Origin of the sequence: Microcystis sp. CS-574 (genome assembly GCF_028329095.1) — a bacterium.
Classification (GTDB): domain Bacteria; phylum Cyanobacteriota; class Cyanobacteriia; order Cyanobacteriales; family Microcystaceae; genus Microcystis; species Microcystis ichthyoblabe_A.
Genome location: NZ_JAQMSY010000168.1, coordinates 1 through 22326, shown reverse-complemented (window position 1 = coordinate 22326; position 22326 = coordinate 1). Strand labels below are relative to the sequence as shown.

The 22326-nt window shown below is 43.3% G+C and carries 17 protein-coding genes and 2 tRNA genes; 9 read left to right on the top strand and 10 right to left on the bottom strand.

Features of this window, described 5'->3' with window-relative positions:
• Positions 1–86: 86 nt before the first annotated feature.
• From smc to PN470_RS13490, 8 genes are all read right to left on the bottom strand, one after another.
• Complete coding sequence (gene smc / locus PN470_RS13525; protein WP_272104683.1) at positions 87–3617, bottom strand: chromosome segregation protein SMC; 3531 nt, start codon at positions 3615–3617, stop codon at positions 87–89.
• Between the two features lie 173 nt (positions 3618–3790).
• Entirely contained in the window at positions 3791–4060 is a 270-nt protein-coding gene (locus PN470_RS13520; RefSeq protein ID WP_002736230.1) for a YciI family protein, read from the bottom strand.
• 137 nt (positions 4061–4197) lie between these two features.
• Positions 4198–5646 (bottom strand): SAM-dependent methyltransferase, encoded by a 1449-nt coding sequence (locus PN470_RS13515; RefSeq protein ID WP_272104682.1) that lies wholly within the window; start codon positions 5644–5646, stop codon positions 4198–4200.
• Between the two features lie 155 nt (positions 5647–5801).
• Positions 5802–6875, bottom strand: coding sequence for a glycosyltransferase (locus PN470_RS13510; protein ID WP_272104681.1), 1074 nt, complete (start codon positions 6873–6875; stop codon positions 5802–5804).
• Between the two features lie 9 nt (positions 6876–6884).
• Positions 6885–7988: a HEAT repeat domain-containing protein gene (locus PN470_RS13505; protein ID WP_002792416.1), complete on the bottom strand. Its 1104-nt coding sequence runs from the start codon at positions 7986–7988 to the stop codon at positions 6885–6887.
• Between the two features lie 206 nt (positions 7989–8194).
• Positions 8195–9862, bottom strand: a complete 1668-nt coding sequence (gene nadB, locus PN470_RS13500) for an L-aspartate oxidase (protein ID WP_272104680.1) — start codon at positions 9860–9862, stop codon at positions 8195–8197.
• A gap of 192 nt (positions 9863–10054) precedes the next feature.
• Positions 10055–10462, bottom strand: a complete 408-nt coding sequence (psbU, locus tag PN470_RS13495) for a photosystem II complex extrinsic protein PsbU (protein WP_002754370.1) — start codon at positions 10460–10462, stop codon at positions 10055–10057.
• Positions 10463–10633: 171 nt separating this feature from the next.
• Positions 10634–10837 carry a hypothetical protein gene (locus PN470_RS13490; protein ID WP_271935482.1) on the bottom strand — a complete coding sequence of 68 codons (204 nt, stop codon included), beginning with the start codon at positions 10835–10837 and terminating at the stop codon, positions 10634–10636.
• Positions 10838–10987: 150 nt separating this feature from the next.
• Between PN470_RS13490 and PN470_RS13485 the strand changes: the two genes are divergently transcribed.
• The 5 genes from PN470_RS13485 to PN470_RS13465 all read left to right on the top strand — a co-directional run bounded on the left by PN470_RS13485 (position 10988) and on the right by PN470_RS13465 (position 16134).
• On the top strand, positions 10988–11623 hold the full coding sequence (locus PN470_RS13485) for a peroxiredoxin (RefSeq protein ID WP_002735346.1): 636 nt from the start codon (positions 10988–10990) through the stop codon (positions 11621–11623).
• Positions 11624–12214: 591 nt separating this feature from the next.
• Entirely contained in the window at positions 12215–12511 is a 297-nt protein-coding gene (locus PN470_RS13480; protein WP_103111673.1) for a ferredoxin, read from the top strand.
• A 134-nt stretch (positions 12512–12645) separates the two neighbouring features.
• Positions 12646–12730 (top strand) — tRNA-Tyr (locus PN470_RS13475).
• 8 nt (positions 12731–12738) lie between these two features.
• Positions 12739–12810: transfer RNA gene (locus PN470_RS13470), tRNA-Thr, on the top strand.
• 315 nt (positions 12811–13125) lie between these two features.
• On the top strand, positions 13126–16134 hold the full coding sequence (locus PN470_RS13465; RefSeq protein ID WP_103111672.1) for an alpha-mannosidase: 3009 nt from the start codon (positions 13126–13128) through the stop codon (positions 16132–16134).
• Here PN470_RS13465 and psbN read toward each other — a convergent pair.
• Complete coding sequence (gene psbN, locus PN470_RS13460; protein ID WP_002736132.1) at positions 16131–16262, bottom strand: photosystem II reaction center protein PsbN; 132 nt, start codon at positions 16260–16262, stop codon at positions 16131–16133. The genes PN470_RS13465 and psbN overlap by 4 nt on opposite strands.
• Positions 16263–16430: 168 nt before the next feature.
• On the opposite strand from psbN, the gene PN470_RS13455 reads away from it, so the two are divergent.
• From PN470_RS13455 to PN470_RS13440, 4 genes are all read left to right on the top strand, one after another.
• Positions 16431–17279: a carbonic anhydrase gene (locus PN470_RS13455; RefSeq protein WP_002754365.1), complete on the top strand. Its 849-nt coding sequence runs from the start codon at positions 16431–16433 to the stop codon at positions 17277–17279.
• A gap of 82 nt (positions 17280–17361) precedes the next feature.
• On the top strand, positions 17362–18378 hold the full coding sequence (gene glsA, locus PN470_RS13450; RefSeq protein ID WP_002800184.1) for a glutaminase A: 1017 nt from the start codon (positions 17362–17364) through the stop codon (positions 18376–18378).
• A 389-nt stretch (positions 18379–18767) separates the two neighbouring features.
• Entirely contained in the window at positions 18768–19127 is a 360-nt protein-coding gene (locus PN470_RS13445) for a YtxH domain-containing protein (protein ID WP_103111670.1), read from the top strand.
• Positions 19128–19493, top strand: coding sequence for a hypothetical protein (locus tag PN470_RS13440; protein ID WP_002735843.1), 366 nt, complete (start codon positions 19128–19130; stop codon positions 19491–19493). It begins immediately after the preceding gene.
• 206 nt (positions 19494–19699) lie between these two features.
• Here the strand turns inward: PN470_RS13440 and PN470_RS13435 are convergent, their stop codons facing one another.
• Positions 19700–21913, bottom strand: coding sequence for a COR domain-containing protein (locus tag PN470_RS13435; RefSeq protein WP_272104679.1), 2214 nt, complete (start codon positions 21911–21913; stop codon positions 19700–19702).
• Between the last annotated feature and the right edge of the window lie 413 nt (positions 21914–22326).

The window sequence follows — 22326 nt, the reverse complement described above, 5'->3', positions numbered from 1 at the left end:
CCACACCCCACACCCTACACCCCACACCCCACACCCCAATTCATAATTCATAATTCATAATTCCCACACCCCACTTGCGTCTAAGGTTAAACTTTAATTCCTAGTACCTGTGTATGGGTTCCCCGCGCTTGGGTGACACCGATGGTTCTTTCCGATGCTTCAATCATCGGCCGACGCAAACTAACAACAATAAATTGCGCTTGTTGTGCTTGTTTTTGAATCATTTTGGCCAATTTCTCCACATTTGCCCCATCTAAAAACATATCCACTTCATCAAACGCATAAAAGGGAGAAGGACGATATCTTTGTAGGGAAAAAATAAAGCTTAAAGCGGTTAAAGATTTTTCACCTCCAGACATGGAACTTAATCGCTGTACTGGTTTTCCTTTCGGATGGGCCACCAGATTTAAGCCACCATTAAAGGGATCATTTTCGTCTTCTAGTTGTAAGTAACCGTCGCCATCGGACAGGGTGGCAAATATACTCTTAAAGTTTTCGTTAACGGCAGTAAATGCTTCCTGAAAAGCATTAAATCTGAGGGTGGTAAAGTTTTCTATGCGTAAAAGTAGTTCGGTTCTTTCTCCTTCTAGAGTTTGCAGTTTTTCTGATAGTTCATCTAATCTCTCTTTGGTTTTTTGGTGTTCTTCTAAAGCTAACATATTCACAGGTTCTAAAGCTTCCAATTTCTTTTGTAACTGCCGAATATCGCTTTGAATTTTCTCGAAATCTCGCTCGCTTTCAGGAATTTCAGGCAAGGGATTGGGTAAGTCGCTTTCTAGTTGACTAATTTCTGTCTGTAAAGTGGTTAGTAATGCTTGTCTTTCTTCTTGATTGTTGACCAACTTTTCTGATTGCCAGATAGCCTGTTGTTGTTGGTTTTGTTGTTGTCGCAAAACTGTCTCTAATTGGTCTCTTTTTTGCTTGGTTTCCCCTAGTTGTCGGGATAATTGCTGTAAAGCTTGATTGATTTCTAAAATATGGTGATCAAGTTTTTCTATCTCCAGATTACCGATATTTCTTTGATTAACTGCATCGGTGATTATCTTGTCAATCTCAATAATTCTATCCGCAGACTCTTGACTTTTTTCCTCTAGTCTGATCTGTTGATTTTGTAGGTCTTTTAACTGTTCGCGGACTGTAGCGAGGTGATTTTCTTGGGTTTGTAACTCTAATTCTTGAGCGCGAATTATTCCCTGTACCTGTTGCCATTCGCTATGGGTATGATTGGCCTCTAAAGCAGTTAATTTCTCCTGTTCTTGCTGTAAAGATAACTCTAACTCAGGAATTTCTCTGGTTAATACTTCTAACCGTTGACGAGAAATAGTCATTTCCTCTTGCTGTCCCGATAATTGACGGGTTAAATCCTCTTTTTCTGTGGTTAAACGTTGTAAATCCTTGCTTAATTGTTGTAGAGATAATTGATTTTCCCGATGACTTTGACGGGTTTCGGTTAACTGTTGGGTTAACTGACTGATAAGATTATTAACTTGAGTAATTTTTTCTTCGTTGCGGGTAAGAATGCGATCGATTTCTGCTAATCTTTCCCGTAGAGATTCCGCTTCACTAGACTCCTTCGGAGAAATTTTACCAAAACGCAGCCCCGATCGCGTCGGTTGGCTGCCTCCGGTCATAGCGCCAGTCATCTCTAATAACTCGCCATCCAAAGTAACGATGCGATATTGATTGATATAATAACGGGCAGAATCTATATCCTCGAAAACCACGGTACTGCCAAAAATATAGTTAAAAACCTCCCGATACTGGGATTGAAACTTAACTAAATTCACCGCTAAATCCAGATAACCCCGCGCATGACGCAGAGAGGAAATATCCTGGGGACGGGGAGGACGAATTTTATTCAGGGGTAAAAAAGTGGCCCTACCGATGCGACGCTGTTTTAGCAAGGCAATTCCGGCAGCCGCAACGCTATCATCTTGGACGACTACATGACCTAAACGACCTCCAGCGGCGATTTCCAGAGCAATTTGATAACGTTCTTCTACTTCGCCCAATTGTGCCACTAATCCGCAGATTCCGGGCAAATCTGACTGTAATAATATTTGAGTGGCATAGGTTCCCTGGGCCTCCTGTTGCGCTTGCTTGGTCGCTTCCAGTTTATCTAATTCCCTCTGTTTGTCCCGTTGTTCTTTTAGCAGACGTTTTTGGGTGTCCTGACTGATAACGCGATTTTGTTCAGCAATGGTGAGTTTTTGGGCTAAATTTTGGATATCTGGTTCTGATTGATTAATTTTTTGTAATATTTCTTGACTTTCTTCTGTTTTTGTGCTAATAACTTGCTCTAATTCTTGCAGACGTTGACCAGCTTCTACTATATTAGTTTGCAATCGATCGCATCTTTCGGTCAATTGGGCCCGTTGGCTACGGTAGGGGTTTAATTGTTCCTGAAGACGGGTAATATTGCGGGAAAGGTCACTTTGTTCTTTTACCCAAGCTTCTGACGCTTCCGCGAGACTACTTGCTTGCAGACGATGGTTTTCTAGGGTTTCCCTTGCGGTTTGGGTTGTCCGTAGGAGATTTGGTAAAATTTCAGTTTCTAAACGGCTTTTTTGGGCAGTAATCTGGTTTAATTCGCGATTATAGCGATTAATTTCCTCTAAAAGTCTGGTTTTCTGTGCCTGAGATTCTTTTTCGAGGTTTTCTAACTCTTTTTGTCGTTGTTGCTGTTGTTGTCGTTTGGCCTGTTGACTCGCTAATCGGGAAGTCAGGGACAGGTGTTCATCTTCCCCAAAAGCTTTAACCTGTTGATTGAGTTTCTCTAATTCTTGACTATTTTGGGCGATTTGTTGGGATAAATTGGCGATAGTTTCCGTTAAAACCTGTTTTTCCCTTTCCCCAGCTTGAATTTGTCCTTGTACTTGCTGGCAGCGCTGCTGGAGATTTTGCCAATGGAGGACAATTTCCCATTGTTGTTTTTCTTGGACTTGGGCCTTGAGTTTTTGGTATTTTTCGGCTTTAATGCGATCGAGTGCTAATTTCTCCAGAGATTTTTGCAATTCTGTGGCAATAATTTGGCAGCGTTCTTCCCTTTCTTTAACCGAATCGATATTCTCCTTAGTTTTCTCAATTTTGCGGTCAAATTCGGCTACTCCTGCCAATTCGTCGATAATTTCCCGTCTTTCCTTAGCATTCATGCTGATAATTCGGGTTACGTCTCCCTGTAACACCACGTTGTACCCTTCGGGATAGATGCGTAAACGGTTTAATTGGTCGTGAAGTTCACTAACCGTACAGGTTTCCCCATTGATATAGTAGGTAGAAGTATAGCTGCCCCCCTTAGCCACTTTTAAGCGCCGGGAAACCGTCCAATCCCTATCGGTTGCGTCGGGAATATCGGCAATATCAAAAGTCACCGAAACACTCGCTTCTGAGCTATGACGTTGACTGTTATAGCTATGATTGACTAAATCTGGTAATCTTTCGGCCCGCATTCCCTTGGAAGTAGCTAATCCCAAGCAAAATAGCAATGCGTCAAGGATATTCGACTTTCCCGAACCATTTGGACCAGAAACCACCGTAAACCCCGGTAAAAAGGGTATAGGAGTCGTTCCCCCGAAGGATTTGAAGTGTGAGAGTTCGACCTTTTTGATGTAAACCATGGCAATAAGCAAAAAGTAGGCAAGCTATCAGCTGTCAGCTGGAATCGATAAGGGATAACTCCGGTTTATCCTTGACAATATCCTCAGACTTGACCGGAGATGAGTTTGATTAGTTGCGTAGTTGGAAAATTTTATGACAACACCCTTATAGAAAAATATAGCTGATAGCCCCCTTAGATGGCTTGAATCCATTCCTTGACTTGGTACTCTGTCCAGATGCCATTTTGCCAGTAGGGATCCGCTTCGATTAATTCTCGCACTTCTGACTCGCTGGCTGCCTGATAAATTGCGAAAACTTGGCTTAAATCTGCCGTTGGTCCGATAGTAACGAGAATTCCCCGTTCTTTCTGTTGATTTAATCCCTCTAGATGCGCTTGACGATAGGGTGCGCGTTTTTCCAGCACATTTTCACAATAACTACCCCAGACAACAAATTTCGGCATATTTGACCTGTACTCTCTTGATCTGTTGCTATTTTACGATCGAATCGTCAATCAGACTCAATCGATATAGTGCGATACCGAAGGCACTGCATAGCAGATCACCGATCTTGTCGGGTGGGTTATTAACGCAGCTAAAATTAAAGCTTATAGGATAACAACTTCTCGGCTAAAACTGATAAATTTAAACTATTTAAAATACGGGTTTTTATCGGTCGTTTTTCATCCCAAAATATTAAGGATGAATAAAATTCTCTGCCTAGGGAAGAATTGAGAAGCTGTAAAGTTTTTTGAGCGGTATCTAAATCATCGAAGCTTAGGAAGTAAACGGTATCATCGAAAATAACGGGTTGATTTTGATATGGTAATATAAGGTTAAAATTCAGTTTTTTATAAAGTCCAGAAATGGCAATTTTAAAAGGTGAGAAGCTGTAAGAACCCACGCCAAATATGCAAAAGTCTGGCTGATTTTGATAAATTTTGCTCTTTCTGTCTAGAAAATAATTTTTATGATTAACTAAATATTGCCAAGTTTTTGGTGCTATATCGCGTATATTTTCTGTAGATTCACCGATAAACTTCTGAGTTACTAAAATGTATTTATTGATAACCTTTAGGCGATTTTGTGCCACATCTGAACCTTTCAGGAGAGGATAAAGATAGGTGGGTTCAAGATCAACGACTTCCTTTAAACCATTGAGAAAAATTCCATTAACTAACTGTAATTCCATTACTTTTGAGCAATCATGTTTAATTCCTGAACGCCATTTTTCTTGAGGATGCCGATGATATAAATATTTTAATCTAGTAAAAGAATTTAAATCTCTGACTAGGATATTATTTTGATAACCAATGCGCTGAAATTCCCCTTCTTCAAAACTATTGAAAACATCACAAAAATAATTTTCTGAATGAGAATCAAATTGACAAAACAGGAGACAAGCATCTACATTAGCTTGAAAATATTTTTGAGTGTTGATCGGATAAATTGCCGAGTAAACGAGATGAATTTTGTGAGTATAGATATAGTTTAAAATTTTTCTAGATACAGTTGTTTTACAGATAATTGCCAGATAAGCTGAACGTCGATCGAGACATTCGATCAGCTTAATTAACATCCACTCTGAAATATCAAAATTACTTTTTCCCGTCATAGCATCTAAACCCTGATAGCCTTGAAAGTTGCTTTTTTGAGGTAAATTTTTCCCGTTAATAAGTCCTTGTTTTGAGTTGGTTATCCAAGGCAGATTCCCCAAGAATAAAATATTTTCTGACCATAATTGAGTCAGGGAATACCAGTCACAATCAAAAAAATTCTTCTGTTCAACTTGTATTCTTTGATCTTGGGATATTTGCGGATCTTGATTAATCTGAGTGATATAATTAGGATTAATTTCAAAGCCAAGAATTTTTTCAGTTTGTTTAAAGGTAAGTGATGCCGCTTTTAAAAAGTTGCCTATACCACAAGTTGGCTCAATAATGACATCGGGGTTAACATGAATTTGCCATAATTTTTGACAAATCTTTTCGGTTAACTCCGGGGGAGTTTGAAAGTCTCCATATTCAATTTTAACCTGAGAAGCTTGCATGACTAATTCTCTCTATAAATGGCTATTAATCCTTCTTCTTGACCGGCAAGATCGATTACCCTAGCTTTTTTCACTTTGTGTTCTTTGTGCCTCTGTGGTTGATCCCGAACCCTTCTGGGATAAAGATTTAACCAGACTAAACCAAGAGAGCCTATTTATTTTTGACTGCGAGCAAAAATTTCTTCAAACCAATTAATAGCTCGATTTCCTAAAGCTTCTAGGGAATATTTTTGCTCCACTACTGCACGACAAGAATATCGATCGATCCGGTCTAAATTTTTAATTCCCGTAACTAATCCCTCGATACTATCGGGTTCAACTAAAAAACCGGTTTTTCCATCTTCAATAATTTCTACCGGACCACCGCGACCATAGGCAACTACGGGAACACCACAGGCCAAAGCTTCAATAGCTCCGTTACCAAAAGCCTCAACCCAGCGCGGGGTCATCAACAGGCCAAAACAGTCCCCTAGCTCTTTTTGTAGGCTCCTGGTGGGCAAAAACCCACGATAATCGACTAAATCGAAACTGTAGGTATCCTGTAAATTTTGCCAGTAGAGAGGATCGGAAATATGACCGAAAACGCGTAAAGGTACGCCCAACTGTTGACAAGCGGCGATCGCATCTTCTAGAGCTTTTTCCGGGGCAATCCGTCCCACCCAGGCCAGAGAGGGGGAAGGATCGGCCCGAAACTGATACAAAGATAGGTCTAAACCACTAGCCAAACAGCGATAGGGGGGAGATATTGAGAAAGTTTCCGCTTGGGCGAGGGTGTAAAAAGCGAGTAAATGGGGAAAACTGCTATAGGTTTTTTCAATAATATGATCCATCGCCAAAGAAACGGAAGCCATGCTGACGAAATGGGCGACGGGAGTGGCAAAAAAAGGAGTGAGATAAAAAGGGAGCCAATCGTAGGCAAAATTAACAATTAAATCGTACTCATTTTGTACTGATTGGGCGTAGTGCCACATATTGGCCAAAACGGCATTTTCGGGCATTAAAATCGGGGCTTGCTGGCCCTGACTTTGGGCGGAAATCTGGGCATTTCCTGCTATAGTAATCAAGGGGATATCATGCAATTGCGAGGCTTCTGGAGCCACTACCCGCACCGCGTACCCTTGCTTATTCAGAGTGCGAGCGAGATTATAAATAGTTAGTTCTACGCCACCGCCGTCCCCCGAACCCAGAAATCCCACGGGGGTGGAGATAAATAACAGTTTTCGACTCAATTTTGCACCTCAGTTGGGTGTAGTTTCGGTGAAGGTCGGTGTGGTGTCGGTGAAGGAAGTATCCTGTACATCGTCATCTTCTGGTTCACCAGTAGTTTCTAGGGGAGCAATATCTAAACGGGGAGCTAATTGCAGATTTAACTGTCTAACTGCCCAGCGTGCTGTTTCTTGCACTTCCTCATCGGGATCATCGAGGGCATGACAAATTAATTGACTGATCTGAGACATGATATCGTAGAGTCTGGTTAAATCCCGAATGGCATTTTTCCGCACCTGGGGATTTTTATCCTGGAGAGAGATAGCCAAAGCTTGGTTCATCGGTCGCAGGGAGCGGGTGCAGATTTGAGCGAGAGCTTCTAGGGTTAAACTGCGTTCGTAGGAATCTCCATCCACCATGCTATCGACTAAAGGCTGCATTGCCCTAGAATCGGACACCTGTGCCAGCTTCCAAACCGCCCTTCTACGGGTACGGGGATCGTTATCGCGAAGACTTTCAATTAAACGCAAGATTAAATCTACGTTCGGGATGCGGGAGGTAGCTTGTACGAGCAAAGAAGGGTCGAAATCCTCGTCACCACTGCCATTAATGTCACTGTCAGTTTTGGTGTCTGCGCCGAAGGGATTGCCATTGCCCCTGGAAAAGTTGTCGAGTGGGTTTTTAGGATTGGCGTAAGTTGTCTTTTCGCGCCGTTTTGAGGCTTTGCCCTTGGGACGATATTGGAAGAAAAGCGATAGTAAAGCTGCCAATAAAGCGATGGATAACAGGGCCGAGCCAGCAATTAATGGTATTGGTGAAGCCGCATTTTCGGCGCCAGCGTTGGCAGCCCTGGTGGTTTGACCTAGATACTTCTTCGTATTAGCGATCGCATTTTGAGCAGAGGGGTCGTTCGGAAGTTGTGCCAGAGCTTGTTGAAATTTTTCCACGGCGAGTTGATAATTCTTTTGGCTTTTGGCCTCGTAACCAGCTTTCATCAACTGCTCGTAAGTGGCGAAAGTCTGGGTTTGCTCTAACCCAGGTGAAGTTTGAGCGTTAACCTTGGATAAAACCTGAAAATCATGACCCCAACTGCTCACACCGATAGCTAACAACAATAAAAAATTAGGTTTGATCATAGAATTTATGTAACTGCTTGGGGGTTGGTAAAAGTATGATAGCCTAAAAGCTATAGATGGGAGGCACTCAACTCCAGAGATGGGTCATAGACTAGGATGATTGGGAAAAGCCCCCGGTCAGCGTCAGGCCAATAGTGCCGCTGCTGGGATCGGAGATAGAGTCCACTGTTTAACGCTGAGGGATTATCTGTGAAAAACTGGCTCAATTAAGCTTGTACCGGAGTTTTGTGCCAGGTTCGACCTTGAATAGTCGTGTGCAATTGCCAATTAGCTACGGTTTCTGGATAATCGCCCCGATAGTGACCACCTCGGCTTTCTGCTCGTAATAAGGCACTTTCCAGAATTAAGTCGGCGATATCTAGAAGATTTAATGTCTCGATCGCTATTCTTATTTCTAACTGCACCGAGGGACACAAAAATAATTGTCCTTTGTCGGGGAGAAGATTCTGGAGAAATTGGCCTATCTTTAAGGAATGTAACTGTTGTTTCCACTGTTGCACCCGTAGGATAGCAATTTCTAACTCATTTTGAAATCGGCAAATTCCCGCATTTTCCCACATTAAAATCGGTAATTCTCTCCGTACTTTTTGCCAGTCTTCCTGTTCTTCCTGCCAGTTTTCCGCAATTTCTAAGGGTTTTTCGGGTCTTTCCCCCAGAAAGTTTTCTGGCTCCAAACCTATTGCAGCTAAACTTGCCGCAAAGACAATACATTCCAAGAGAGAATTACTAGCTAAACGATTAGCCCCGTGAACACCTGTACTAGCGGCTTCGCCGATCGCATACAAACCAGATAGAGAAGTGCGGGCGTTTAAATCTGTGGCCACTCCTCCCATCCAATAGTGAGCGGCGGGGGCGACCGGAATCACATCCTCAAACACATTAATGCCCCATTTTTGACAGATGCGGATAATATTGGGGAAACGATAACGCAGACGCTCCGGTTCGATTGGTCTTAAATCTAGATATACTTTGGCATGGGCGGGATCGTCGGAGGTTTTCTGCAAATGGCTAAAAATCGCCCGACTCACCACATCCCGGGGGGCCAATTCTCCGGCCCGATGATAATCGAAGACAAAACGCCGTCCCTGGGCATCAATTAAATGCGCTCCTTCGCCGCGCACCGCCTCACTAATTAAAAACCGCGGTGCCCCCGGCACAGTCAAAGCGGTGGGGTGAAACTGAAAAAATTCCGGGTCGCGAATCACTGCCCCAGCACGCCAAGCGAGGGCGACTCCATCCCCCGTGCTAACGGCGGGATTAGTGGTTTGGGCATAGACTTGACCGCCGCCTCCCGTAGCCAGAATGACTGCTTGCGCTCGCAGCCAACAGAGATGATCTTGATGGAGTAAACAAATACCTTGACAGCGTTGCCCTTCCGGGTCAAGCCAGAGTTTCAGGGCGATCGCTTGGGGAATAATGGTAATATTGGGGCGTTCGACCACTTTTTCCATCAGGGTACTGACGATCGCTCTCCCCGTGCGATCGGCTGCGTGCAGCACCCTGGCCTGGGAATGGGCAGCCTCAAGAGTGCGGGCTAAGTCGTCTCCAGCGCGATCAAAACTAACCCCTAACCGCAGCAAATCAGCGATCGCTTGGGGGGCCTTCTCGACTAAAAACTGCACAGCATAGCGATCGCATAAGCCCGCTCCAGCTTTCAGGGTATCTTCTAAATGGAAAACGGGGGAATCTGCCGGGGAGGTGGCTGCCGCAATTCCTCCCTGCGCCCAATCACTAGCCCCAGTTTTTAAATCTTCTTTGGTAATTAAACCCACCTTTAAGTTAGGGGGTAAACACAGTGCGGCATACAATCCCGCCGCTCCCGATCCCACCACTAACACATCTTGATAACTCGGCAGTTGCGAGGAAACGACCATGTAGGAGTTAATTGATAAATTCTATTTATTCTAGCATTTCATTTCTCTATAGTTCTGGCAAAAATCGCCAGTCTTTCCCTTGGGGCAGTATGCCAGATTCTTTCTTTTGCCTCTTGCCTTCAGAAGCTGATCACTGAAAAAGGTGAGCGATCGCCCACCTAGAAATTTTTTTAAAACCGTAATTAACTAGATTTAGTAAACTCCGGGGTTAAAACGGTCATCACCCTCGATAAATTCTTTAGAAGGCTCAGTAACGGTAAATTTCTCCAGATTAGCCTGTAAACGCTCTTTTTGAGTGTCCGAGAGTCCGGGGATATTGAGGACATCTTCCACTTCTTCGTAGGGGGCGTTTTTGATGATTTTACCGGCTAAATTGGGATAGAACCCTCTCAAGTCCCGGAAATCGCGAATATCACTGTTATTGAGGTCGATTTTCGCCCCAAATTCTGTGGTTAGTTTGGCATCAGCCGCATTTAAGACCGCCACAGGATGAGAAGGAAGGGCGATCGAGGTAAGATTGAGAGCTTGAGCGGGAACTTTGCCCCAAAAACTCCCGATAATCAAGGCAATTACCGCCAGCAGACGAACAAGATTCTTCATTGCAGTTGTGGTCTCCTAAAACCAAGGCAAATTAACGATCAGGACAAGAAATGAAGCCGTCAGCTTTCCGACTAGGCATAGGGTGGGGAATTGGGATTTGCCACCGCAGCCTAGCTATTAGCTGAACGCTGATAGCTAGTTAAAAAAGTTATATCATGCCATTAGACCAGATCATAACCTAGTTTGCCCCCCTAGGGGAAGGGTTTTGCGGGTTGGGGGATGGGGTTTTAGGGTTTTAGGGGTTTTAGGGTTTTGCGGTTTTGGGGTTTGATCACAAAGAACAAGTTGGTTAGGAGAATCTAAATCGCTAAAACCCTTTTCTGGCAAAGATTTTCCTGCTGCCATCTGGCGGCTGCTACAGTTGAATTCCCCCATTCCCCTATCTCCCCACTCCCCCCATTTCCTCATTCCCCTATCCCCTAACCCAATTATTATAAATCCCTAAAATTATCAATGACGAACAGCACTCCTATGGCATCATAGACTGTTGCTTGTCTTGAAATACATAATAAGGAAGACACAATTATGGCTCTCCAATTGGGTGATATCGTTCCAGATTTTACACAAGATTCTAGTGCAGGTCCGATTTCTTTTCACCAGTGGGTAGGAGATAGCTGGGTGGTGCTGTTCTCCCACCCGGCTGATTATACCCCCGTTTGTACCACGGAATTAGGTACGGTGGCTAGTCTTAAGTCAGAATTTGAGCGACGCAATGTGAAAGTGATCGCTTTGAGTGTCGATAGTGCCGAATCCCATCGGGGTTGGATTAATGACATCAACGAAACTCAAAACACTACCGTTAACTATCCGATTATCGCCGATGGCGATCGCAAAGTGTCGGATCTCTACGGCATGATTCACCCCAATTCCCTCAATAATCTGACGGTACGTTCGGTGTTTATTATCGATCCCAACAAAAAATTACGTTTAACCATTACCTATCCTGCCAGCACGGGACGCAATTTTAACGAGATCCTGCGGGTAATTGACTCCCTGCAGCTCACGGATAACTATCAAGTGGCTACCCCGGCTAACTGGACCGACGGTGGCGATTGTGTGGTGGTTCCCTCTATTCCCACTGAAGAAGCTCGCAGCAAATTCCCCAAAGGAGTTGAAGAAATCAAACCCTATCTACGCATGACTCCCCAACCTAATAAGTAATTAGTGACCGGTAATCGGTGAACCAGATACTGGAAAACTGACAATCCGAAAACCAAGAAATCGTCAGGGAGGGTTAGCCATCCGTTTTAACGGATGCTACCCCTGGCAACAGGGGATTTATCTCCCTATATCATTTATTGGTTTGATTGTCAATATATTTTTTCATAGTTTCCCTAGATGTGTTACCGGCAGTAGTGCCGAAAAGCAATTTCTTGGCTGGGTTAAAGACAATTCATCGACATATATCTTAACTATAAGTTAAACTAATATTTAACAAAAATCGGCTTAAGACGAAAAAAACGATTAGCATTATAGCTCCAAATGCTTAGTAGTGGCTAGTTTGACTAGATTGTAGAGGGATGAAATTATCTAGAGATCGAGCAAGTATCCTCAAGAATTCCGGGTTAGATCTATAAGTAAATTTTATTTTAAGTTTATTTAAGACTGTCATTACTAATGCAAGGCTGAGTCAGGCAGATTTTCCCGTAGTATCAAAAATGAAACTCGCTCGTATCGTTTACTTTGACGACGAGCGAGAGGCAATTGTAGAGACTGTCGCTTTCACTAGCATTTAATTAAGAGGAACAACCGATGCCAACTTATAAAGTCACCCTGATAACACCCGATGGCAACCATGAAATTGAGGTTCCCGATGATGAGTACATTCTCGATATAGCTGAAGAGCAAGGAGTGGACTTACCTTATTCCTGCCGCGCAGGAGCTTGCTCCACCTGTGCAGGTAAACTTGAATCCGGTACTGTCGATCAATCCGATCAATCCTTCTTAGATGACGATCAAATTGAAGCGGGTTATGTCCTCACCTGCGTCGCCTATCCTACCTCTGACTGTGTGATCCTCACCCACAAGGAAGAAGACGCTTTGAAGTAATCTTCAAGATTATCAGAAAACTCCCGTTAAAGCCATGGCTTTAACGGGAGTTATTTTATGGCTCAAAAATTTTTTTCCCTAAACACTTGTGTGTTTTAGCTAAGGGTGCTATGATTGTTAATCGTGGAATTAATGGGTCGGTGCCCGAGTGGTTAATGGGGGCGGACTGTAAATCCGTTGGCTACGCCTACGCTGGTTCGAATCCGGCCCGGCCCACCACGATCAATGCCCGTGTAGCTCAGTGGTAGAGCACACCCTTGGTAAGGGTGAGGTCATGAGTTCAATCCTCATCACGGGCTTTCTCTTCCCTGCTCATTCTCAATAAACCGTTGAAGGATGAGATTAAGTAGGGTCTCCTGAATAAATCTAAAAACCTTGTTGGATAATATTTTTAGGCTTTTTTGAAATCAAAAAGTACCGGCCATTGGAGGGATCGGGGGGTAAATTTAGGGACTTTTTCCCTGAAAATTAGGTAATTTACCCGATGAAAATGGGTAAAACCCCACACCCCACACCCCACACCCTACACCCTGCCCCTAGGAAAAACTTTTTCAGCAGACCCCAATTAGTCCTCGATCGCCTAAAATAGTCAAAATTAACTTATTTGTTGGCTCATGTCTCCCCTCGACAACATCGCTAAACTGTCTCACCTCACCCGCAGAGATGTTCAGAAAAATTGGTTTATCGCTACAGCAGCGGGAAAACCAATTCAACCCGTCACCCTCAATGAAAAACAATACATTATTTGGCCGGCCGGCAGACAAATCCAATATCTAACTCAAAAAATTATTGTCCCCGAACATTTAAACGGTTATCCTTTAGCGGGAATGGAACTGAGATTAATCTTAACTTGGTGGGCGGAAGATGTCAAAATTTATGTTAATAATCAATTTATCCAAGCAGGAGACCTCTTTGATTCTTCCACCCGCATTTTACTTTCTAACTCGGTCTCTACTGGTCAAGAAATCGTTGTTACTCTGTGTTTAGTCAGTCCCAATCATGATATTGGTGGTTTGATGAAATCAGAGTTAATCTATGAATATAGCCAAGCGATCGATCCTAGTTTTGTCGCTGATGAATTGACCATTCTCCATAATTATCTGCAAACTTTTTATCCTGAAAACTTAGCAGCTTTTACCGCTACTCTCGATAATATTGACTGGGATAATGTCACCAACAAAGATAGATTTAATCAATCCCTAGAATCAATTCGTCAATCCCTACAACCCCTCGCTCAACCTCTCAAAGAACGCAGTTTTCATCTTCTCGGTCATGCACATTTAGATATGGCTTGGTTGTGGCCGTTGGCAGAAACTTGGCAAGTGGCAAAAAACACTTTTATCTCGGTTTTAAACCTGCGAAAATATTTTCCTGACCTCATATTTGGTCATTCTAGTCCCCTAATTTACGAATGGATAGAAAAACATCATCCTGACCTGTTTGAAGCAATGCTAGAGGCATATAAAGGGCAATCCTGGGAACTTTTGGGCGGGATGTGGGTAGAACCAGAAGTCAATTTAATTTCTGGGGAATCCCTATTTCGACAGCTGCTTTATGGACAAAAATATTTTCAAGAAAAATTTGGACAAATCACTAAAACTGCTTGGCTGCCGGATACCTTTGGGTTTCCCTACCAATTGCCACAAATTCTTAAATCCTTTGGCATCAAATATTTTGTAACTGGGAAACTACATTGGAATGATACGACTAAATTTCCCCACGGTTTTTTCTGGTGGCAATCTCCCGATGGCAGTAAAATTCTTTCCCTAATGTCTCCTCCTAATGTTGCCGGAGTTATGGATACTAATCCAATTATTATGACCGATCATGCTCTCAATTGGGAACGGCAAACCGGCTTAAAAGATATTTTTTGGCTGCCCGGTGTTGGCGACCATGGCGGCGGTCCGACTCGTGATATGTTAGAGGTGGCCCAACGTTGGCAAACATCTCCTTTTTTCCCCCAGTTAAAATTTAGCCAAGCAACAACTTATCTGGACAGTCTCGAGACAAGTAATCTCCCTATCTGGGATGATGAATTATATCTAGAATTCCATCGGGGTTGTTATACCACTCACTCTGATCAAAAAGCCTATAATCGTTACTGTGAAATCCTCTTGTATCAAGGAGAATTATGGTCTTCTCTGGCTAATATCTTACTAGATATTCACTATCCGAAAGTTGAGATAGAATCCGCATGGAAAAAGGTTTTATTAAATCAGTTTCATGATATACTGCCCGGTACTTCGATCCCCGAAGTGTTTAGGGATGCTAATCAGTTATGGCGGCAAGTTATCAGCACAGTTGAAGCAATTTTAGATCAAGCTTTACAGGCAATTGCTAATCAAATTAATTTACCTAATCCCCCCCATCCCCAAGCAAAGCCTTTTCTAGTTTTTAATTCTCTTAACTGGGAAAGAACCCAGGTTATCTCTTTAGCTATAGAATCTGTCAATTGTTCGGTTTATGACTGGGATAATTGTCTCTGTCCTTCGCAATTATCCCACGACAATCAGCTATTATTTCTCGCTGAAAATATTCCTTCTGTTGGTTATAAGTTATTTTGGTTAGTTCCCAATCAGCAAGCAACCGAGCAAAATTTAACCAACTGCCAATTTATTTTAGATAATGGACTGCTTAAAGTTACTATTAACTCGGAAACGGGAGATATAGATAGTATATTCGATATAATTAATCAAAAAGAAATCCTACAAGCTGCTGGTAATCAATTACAGGCATTTAAAGATCAAGGACAATATTGGGACGCTTGGAATATCGATCCGAATTATAAACAATATACCTTACCAAAAACAGTATTAAAATTGATCGAATGCTTAGAATGTGGTCCCTTGCGCTGGCAGATTCGCGTGATCAGAAATTTAGCTGATTCGGAATTTTGTCAAGATTATATCTTAGAAAAAGATGCTCCTATTCTCCAGATTAAAACTATTGTTAATTGGCAGCAAGAACATACTTTAGTAAAAACCGCTTTTCCTCTTACCCTAAACAGCGATTTTACCACCTATGAAATTGCCTGTGGTGCGATCGAGCGTGATCACGAACCAGAATCGCCAAAATGGGAAGTTTACGCCCATAAATGGGCGGATTTAACCGATACAGAGGCAAACTACGGGGTAAGTCTTTTAAATAATAATAAATATGGCTATGATGCTACTAACCAGCAACTGCGATTAACTCTGTTGAGAAGTCCCCGATGGCCCGATCCCGAGGCGGATCTGGGAAACCAAGAATTTACCTATGCAATATATCCCCATCAAGGTAACTGGAAAACGGCAAAAACTGTCCATTATGCTTGGCAGTTAAACTCACCTGTCAACGTTATTTTTATTAATAATTCTTCTCGATCAACCCAGTTGCCACCCGTGGCACAATGGTTAAAATTCTCGGCCGATAACTTAATTTTAATGAGTTTCAAACCAAGTGAAACAGCCTCTGGGGGTTGGGTAATGCGCGTCTATGAATGTCAGGGAGAAAACGCTGTTATCGATTGGCAAAATCAATTACAATTAACAGTAAAAGAATCGATCGACGGTTTAGAAAGAGCGATCGATCCTATGGAGCAAATTTCTCCTTGGCAGATAGCCACATGGTTATTAAAGAATTAATCTTCGTGATCTTCAAAAGGATCGCTTAATTCTGCTGCCGGCGGTCCAAAAGCGGTATAAAGAGCTAAAGCGGTAATCCCCACCAAAGCGGCAGCGATCGAAACACCCAAAATTGTTGCAGTTTCCATAGAATAAAATTTGCTTAGATACAGTCTGTATTTTATCTTAACAAAATATAACCGATCTCGCAGCCGATAACGATCGCTAATCTGGCCGGTTGCATTGCTGTTATCTCATGCCCGATAATGCTGAAAGGATCGACTCAATAGCGATCAAACTAAACCAGAAAAATTATTATGAAGAAACTCCTACAGGGACTAGAAAAGTTCCAGAGTGGTTATTTTGATGAACATCGGCAATTATTTGAGCAACTCTCCCACGGACAAAAACCGAGAATCCTGTTTATCACCTGTTCCGATTCCAGGATCGATCCTAACCTAATCACCCAAGCGGAGGTGGGGGAATTATTCGTAATTCGTAATGCGGGAAATATAATTCCTCCCTACGGAGCAACCAATGGTGGTGAGGGTGCATCTATAGAATATGCTATCAACGCTCTCGGCATCGAGCAAGTGATTATCTGCGGTCACTCCCATTGTGGAGCGATGAAAGGTTTGCTAAAATTGCAGAGTCTAGCCGATGAAATGCCTTTAGTTTACGATTGGTTAAAACAAGCAGAAGCTACTCGACGTTTAGTTAAGGATAATTACAAAGAATTAGAAGGGGAAGAACTGATCGAGGTGACAGTAGCAGAAAATGTTCTCAATCAGTTAAGTAATTTGCAAAGCTATCCAATTATTCGTTCCCGATTACATCAGGGTAAATTATCTCTACACGGTTGGATTTTTCGGATTGAAACTGGTGAAATTTTAGCCTATGATCCCATCCTACACGATTTTGTCGCTCCTCATAGTAAAATTGCCCATCCCGAAGCAGAAGAAAATTTACCCTCTAGTCGTCACCTTCCCAATAGTCATCCCTTCAAGATTTCTGAGGATTATATCAGGACTCACGCGGAGGTAAAAAAAGCCACTCCTGCGGTTAATACTGTGGCCAAAAAGAATGGCTCCTCGACCCAAAAACCGGGCTATAATTATTTAGAACCCTCCCAAGCTGATCGCATTTATCGCGGTTCGAGAAGTTAATTAGGGATTACAGAAATTCTCTAGAGATGTGTCTATTACCGTCTCTAGAGTGGCAATTAAACGATAACTGCTATACTCCTCTATGGCTTCCCCAAAAGATTTTATTAGTCCCGTCAATTCCGAGCAAGAGTTAGTCTATCCTTTTCGGAACTATCTTAACTATCTGCACGCAAAATACTCTGATTTACAGACGGGTCATATCGCCGATTATATTCCGGAATTAGCCCTAGCAGCTCCAGAATGGTTTGGTATTTCCGTAATTGGCACTGATGGTCAGATTTTTGAGGTGGGAGACTGTCAGCAAACCTTTACAGTACAATCAATTTCTAAAGCTTTTGTCTTTGGATTAGCTCTAGAAGATCACGGAAGGGAATACGTTAATAGTAAAGTCGGTGTTGAACCCACCGGAGAAGCTTTTAACTCGATTATTCTCGATGAAAAAACCAATCGTCCCTATAATCCTATGGTTAATGCTGGTGCGATCGCTACCACGGATTTAATCACCGGACAGAATGCCACGGAAAGGCTAAAACGTATTTTAGAAATGTTTAAACGCTATACCGGCAGGGATCACGAGATTAATGTCCCCGTTTTTCTCTCGGAAAAATCCACCGGCAATCGCAATCGGGCCATGGCCTATCTAATGCTAAATTTTGGCATGGTCAGCGATAAAATTGAAGAAACCCTCGATCTTTACTGTCAACAATGCGCCATTCTCGTCCATGCTCACGATTTAGCTCTGATGGCTGCTACCTTAGCTAATGGGGGTGTCAACCCAATCACAGGAATACGGGCGATCGATGAACACTACGTTCAAGATGTGATCAGTGTTATGCTTACCTGTGGAATGTACGACGCTTCAGGAGAATGGGCCTATCGAGTAGGATTACCAGCAAAAAGCGGTGTCGGTGGCGGAATTACGGCAGTAGTTCCCCATCAGTTGGGAATTGGGACTTTTTCGCCCCTTTTAGATGAAAAAGGCAACAGCATCAGAGGAGTGAAAATTTGTCAAGATATTTCAGAGGATTTTGGTTTACATTTATTTAATGTGGCTAAACCAGAACGAGATTTAAAAACATGGCTTGAAGGTAATAGTTGATATTGATAGCTGTCCCCGACAAGAGCGCCTAACGGCCCTGGGAAATTAATTTGGCCAGAGGTCTGTGGAAAAAATTTCAGAAACCTCTTGACAAAAGCAGCGGGTTGTGTGTAATATAAATATTGTGTGAGGAGTATAAGTTCAGCATAAGAAGAACCTTTGGGGTCGAAACACGGCAAGACTCCCAGAGGTTCTTCTTTTTCACTTCCTTATTGGCTCAAAGTCAGCCATAAAATCAGGTTTTTCCCGATCGCTAGTTTTTTCTCAATTTATCCCTTCTAGGTCTGTTGCTGCTTACCAAGAGCAACAGGTCAAAATTTTGCCGAAGAAACTGCACAAGAGAAGTGTAATTGCTCGTAAAATTGGGAATTAAGTACAAGGGCAATCCTATGGCAGATAACAATAACGGTAACGGTGGCTTATTCCTCGTCGGGGTTTTAGTGGGCAGTGCGATCGGGGCAGTGGCGGGTTTATTAGTAGCGCCCAGATCTGGAAAAGAAACCCGTCGAATTCTGCAAAAATCCGCGCGGGCTTTGCCTGAATTAGCCGAAGATCTGACCACGACGATGCAATTGCAGGCCGATCGCCTATCGGAATCGGCCCGGCGTAATTGGGATGATACTTTAATGAGATTAAAAGAGGCGGTGACAGCCGGAATCGAAGCTAGTCAAAGTCTAGCCACAGACAATCCTTTCCCCGACTCGCAAGAATCCCCCCAAGGCGATAATCAACACTCGAATCACTACTAAATGACCGAACCTATTTTCTGGCTAGGATGTTCTTTACTGCTAGTCGCCGTTAGTTTAACGGCGGTTTTCATCGCCGCTTTACCTGCCCTGCAAGAGTTAGCCCGGGCAGCCCGCAGTGCCGAAAAATTATTCGATACCCTCCATCGGGAATTCCCCCCGACTCTAGAAGCAATTCGCCTGACAGGGGCGGAAATCAGCGAATTAACCGACAATATCGATGAAGGGGTCAAAAGTACCCGCCAAGTTGTCCAAGGAGTCGATCGCAGTCTCGGTAGTGCTAAAGCTGGTCTTAGCAAGCTCGATCGTGGCAGCCGTCGCCTCCTGATCGGTTTTAAAGTCGCTTGGAATACTTGGAAACGCAGTTAAGGAGATGGGGAAGTGGGGTGTAGGGTGTGGGGTGTGGGGTGTGGGGAAGGAAACCTCTTTCATCTGTGGGGGTGAAAATTTTTTCATCGGGACTGACTCCTGAATCCTGAATCCTGAATCCTAACCCCACCAACAAACTTTTTCAGCAAACCCTAAATATTTGTAAACTTTTTCGTCTAAGTTACCTTTCTGTGGTAAGCAAATCTTTACTGCTCCGATTTGGGGGTTTCTTGGGGGGTGTCATCGTTGTTGGTTTTTGGTTCTTGTCCTTTAAAAGTAGGGATAAATCGCGACAAAACTTCAAAAAGCTGATTAAAGGTCGTTTGATTGATTTTACCCGTCAAGAGCAATAACACAAAGACAATAAAAGCAAAGATAAAAATAATTGTCAAAACGCTGGTAATATGCTTTGAATCTGGCACAAAATGGGCAAACACCGCAACTATACAAGCAACCACAGCTAAAACCAGCAACAAAGCGAGACTAGGTTTCAGGAGATTGGGAGTTTCTGGCGTTTTGGGACTCATAGGGCGATTTTCTCGGCTTTTGCGGCCACGTTCCTCCCTTATATCGAGATATCTTTCTCTTTCTGTCTTAGATTCCACCCCTTCTAAGATATCGCGGATATTATATTTGCCGCGCAAACCGGGGAGAGTTGCTTCGACGACACCTTGGCGATCGAGTTCTATCAGATGGAGATAATCGACGGGAACTTCTACCCCGGTGGGTTTTTCCCCTTGCAATTCTCGAATCACTAACCTTTCCTGTACGGCTAAATTAGGGATAGTAGCGTGAATTTTGTCAAAATCTGTCTTAATAATAGCTAAAAGCGCACTAGCACGGGAACCCTGGGCTTTTATGCTGATGTAGTTATCTTCCTCGTCGGCACGCACCAAAGCTTTATTAAGATCCATTGTCAGAACCACACCACTACGCCAACGCATGGTTTTATAGATCATCTGGTGATTACGGACGATAAAGCGGGAAATAATGCTACCGGGCAGGATATCATAACGGTACTGGAAGTGTAAAGGTGCGTTTTCGTAGATATCCACATCCGGTTCATCGATGGGTAGAAGATCGGTGATTAGATAGCGAGCGGGACTGTACCCATCAAGGGGAAAACAGAGTTCAAATTTTCCCATCAAATCCATCAAAAATCGGCGTTTATTTTCGGGATAACGTTGGGTTTGTTTGAGAATATTTGCCAGATCTGGCAGTGAAAGAATGCCCTTTTTTTGCACCATCAAATCGTGATTATTGAGAATATCATAAACACCGTCAGTTACCCATTCTGGGTTCAGGACATTGGTTTCATTCAGTCGCGGATCATCTTGGTAGTTGAGGACAATACCGAGATCGTGGAGAAACTGCACTAAACTTTTTTGATCGCTGGCCTCTTTAATCTTGGCTTTCTGACACATTTCCTGATACTTTTCGTAGGAAATAAAGTCATAACTCTTTTGCATCGTTTCTAGTTGAGTTTTGATCTCAAACCAACTATTAGGCAATAAATCTTTGATATGGGGAATAGCATCGATTTGGGAGGCGATTTCCTGCACAAGTTGCTCGATTCCCGCACCGGTTTTACAGGAAGTGGCGATTAGCTTGGTGATTTGGGGATATTTTTTCCGGAGGGTGCGGATCTTAACTTGGGGGGGATGTTCATCGGCACAATTACCCACGATAATCACGGGAGAATTGCCCCCGTAGGTTTCAATGAGTTTTAACCAGTATTCCAGACGGTTTTGCTGTTCATTTTTGCGGTTGTCGAGGACAAGCAGATAAAGACTGCGTTTAGTCAGAAAAAACTGATGGGTGGTTTGCATCACTTTCTGACCGCCAAAATCCCAGAGATTGAGGCGAATATCGGGTTTTTGGGGCAGTTGCCACTTTTCAATATTAATGCCGGGGGTCTTGGGTTCTCCGGAATTAAAGGTATTGTGCAGTAACCGCTTTAACAGGGAAGTTTTCCCCACATCCCCCTCCCCCACCAATAAAACTTTAAGCTCATTAAGAGGGCGTTTTTCCCCTTTATACTTGAGATAACTAAAAATCGCCTGCGGGTTGCCATCATCCCATTTTTCTTCACCCCATCCCTGACGAATAATTTCCGGGGGAACGTTGGTAATCGGGTTATTTTCGAGGACTAATCCCTTCAAGTTGACTAGGTGAGCGAGCGCTTCTGGTATCTCGCTGATTTGGTTATTGCTGAGAAAGAGGTATTGCAGGGAGGTGAGGTGAGCGAGCGCTTCTGGTATCTCGCTGATTTGGTTATTGCTGAGGTAGAGGACTTGCAGGGAGGTGAGGTGAGGGATTTCGGGGGGAATTTCTGTTAAGTTTTTGTCGGACAGACCCAACTCCCCCGCTCTTTCGTCTTTTGCCCGTTGAATTAACTCTAATACTTCCCGTGCTGTCATTGACAATCCCCCCGCTACTATATTTACTCCATTTTGGCAAAAGATCCAGTTAATGCCACTGGTTGAGACCTCATCAGCTTGAGTTGAGTTTCTGGAGAGTGAACTGAAAACTCGCATCTGATGACCGATAAGGGACTTGCGTGGGAATAATATCCTAGCCAGAAAATCGCTCTGTAGAAGAATCAGGCCGGCCAGATGGCATATTATCAAAGCGCAAGTCCCTTAGCTGCGGGGACTCTCAAAGGCTCTCCCCCTACTTAGGGTGATCAGCAAACCTGGGCGATCGGAGGGCGCAGGTTCCTTGCGCCCCTACAGTAACGGATTTTGTCCACAATGTAGGGGCGAACTGCGTTCGCCCAAAAGGTACATTAATGTAGGGGCGAACTGCGTTCGCCCAAAAGGTACATTAATGT

What these genes read in the sequence shown, in the direction of transcription:
- PN470_RS13505 (WP_002792416.1), bottom strand. Translation starts at nt 7,988, where the DNA reads ATGATCAAACCTAATTTTTTATTGTTGTTAGCTATCGGTGTGAGCAGT.
- PN470_RS13465 (WP_103111672.1), top strand. Translation starts at nt 13,126, where the DNA reads ATGTCTCCCCTCGACAACATCGCTAAACTGTCTCACCTCACCCGCAGA.
- PN470_RS13515 (WP_272104682.1), bottom strand. Translation starts at nt 5,646, where the DNA reads ATGCAAGCTTCTCAGGTTAAAATTGAATATGGAGACTTTCAAACTCCC.
- PN470_RS13485 (WP_002735346.1), top strand. Translation starts at nt 10,988, where the DNA reads ATGGCTCTCCAATTGGGTGATATCGTTCCAGATTTTACACAAGATTCT.
- psbN (WP_002736132.1), bottom strand. Translation starts at nt 16,262, where the DNA reads ATGGAAACTGCAACAATTTTGGGTGTTTCGATCGCTGCCGCTTTGGTG.
- nadB (WP_272104680.1), bottom strand. Translation starts at nt 9,862, where the DNA reads ATGGTCGTTTCCTCGCAACTGCCGAGTTATCAAGATGTGTTAGTGGTG.
- PN470_RS13480 (WP_103111673.1), top strand. Translation starts at nt 12,215, where the DNA reads ATGCCAACTTATAAAGTCACCCTGATAACACCCGATGGCAACCATGAA.
- psbU (WP_002754370.1), bottom strand. Translation starts at nt 10,462, where the DNA reads ATGAAGAATCTTGTTCGTCTGCTGGCGGTAATTGCCTTGATTATCGGG.
- glsA (WP_002800184.1), top strand. Translation starts at nt 17,362, where the DNA reads ATGGCTTCCCCAAAAGATTTTATTAGTCCCGTCAATTCCGAGCAAGAG.
- smc (WP_272104683.1), bottom strand. Translation starts at nt 3,617, where the DNA reads ATGGTTTACATCAAAAAGGTCGAACTCTCACACTTCAAATCCTTCGGG.
- PN470_RS13455 (WP_002754365.1), top strand. Translation starts at nt 16,431, where the DNA reads ATGAAGAAACTCCTACAGGGACTAGAAAAGTTCCAGAGTGGTTATTTT.
- PN470_RS13490 (WP_271935482.1), bottom strand. Translation starts at nt 10,837, where the DNA reads ATGGGGGAATTCAACTGTAGCAGCCGCCAGATGGCAGCAGGAAAATCT.
- PN470_RS13445 (WP_103111670.1), top strand. Translation starts at nt 18,768, where the DNA reads ATGGCAGATAACAATAACGGTAACGGTGGCTTATTCCTCGTCGGGGTT.
- PN470_RS13440 (WP_002735843.1), top strand. Translation starts at nt 19,128, where the DNA reads ATGACCGAACCTATTTTCTGGCTAGGATGTTCTTTACTGCTAGTCGCC.
- PN470_RS13520 (WP_002736230.1), bottom strand. Translation starts at nt 4,060, where the DNA reads ATGCCGAAATTTGTTGTCTGGGGTAGTTATTGTGAAAATGTGCTGGAA.
- PN470_RS13435 (WP_272104679.1), bottom strand. Translation starts at nt 21,913, where the DNA reads ATGACAGCACGGGAAGTATTAGAGTTAATTCAACGGGCAAAAGACGAA.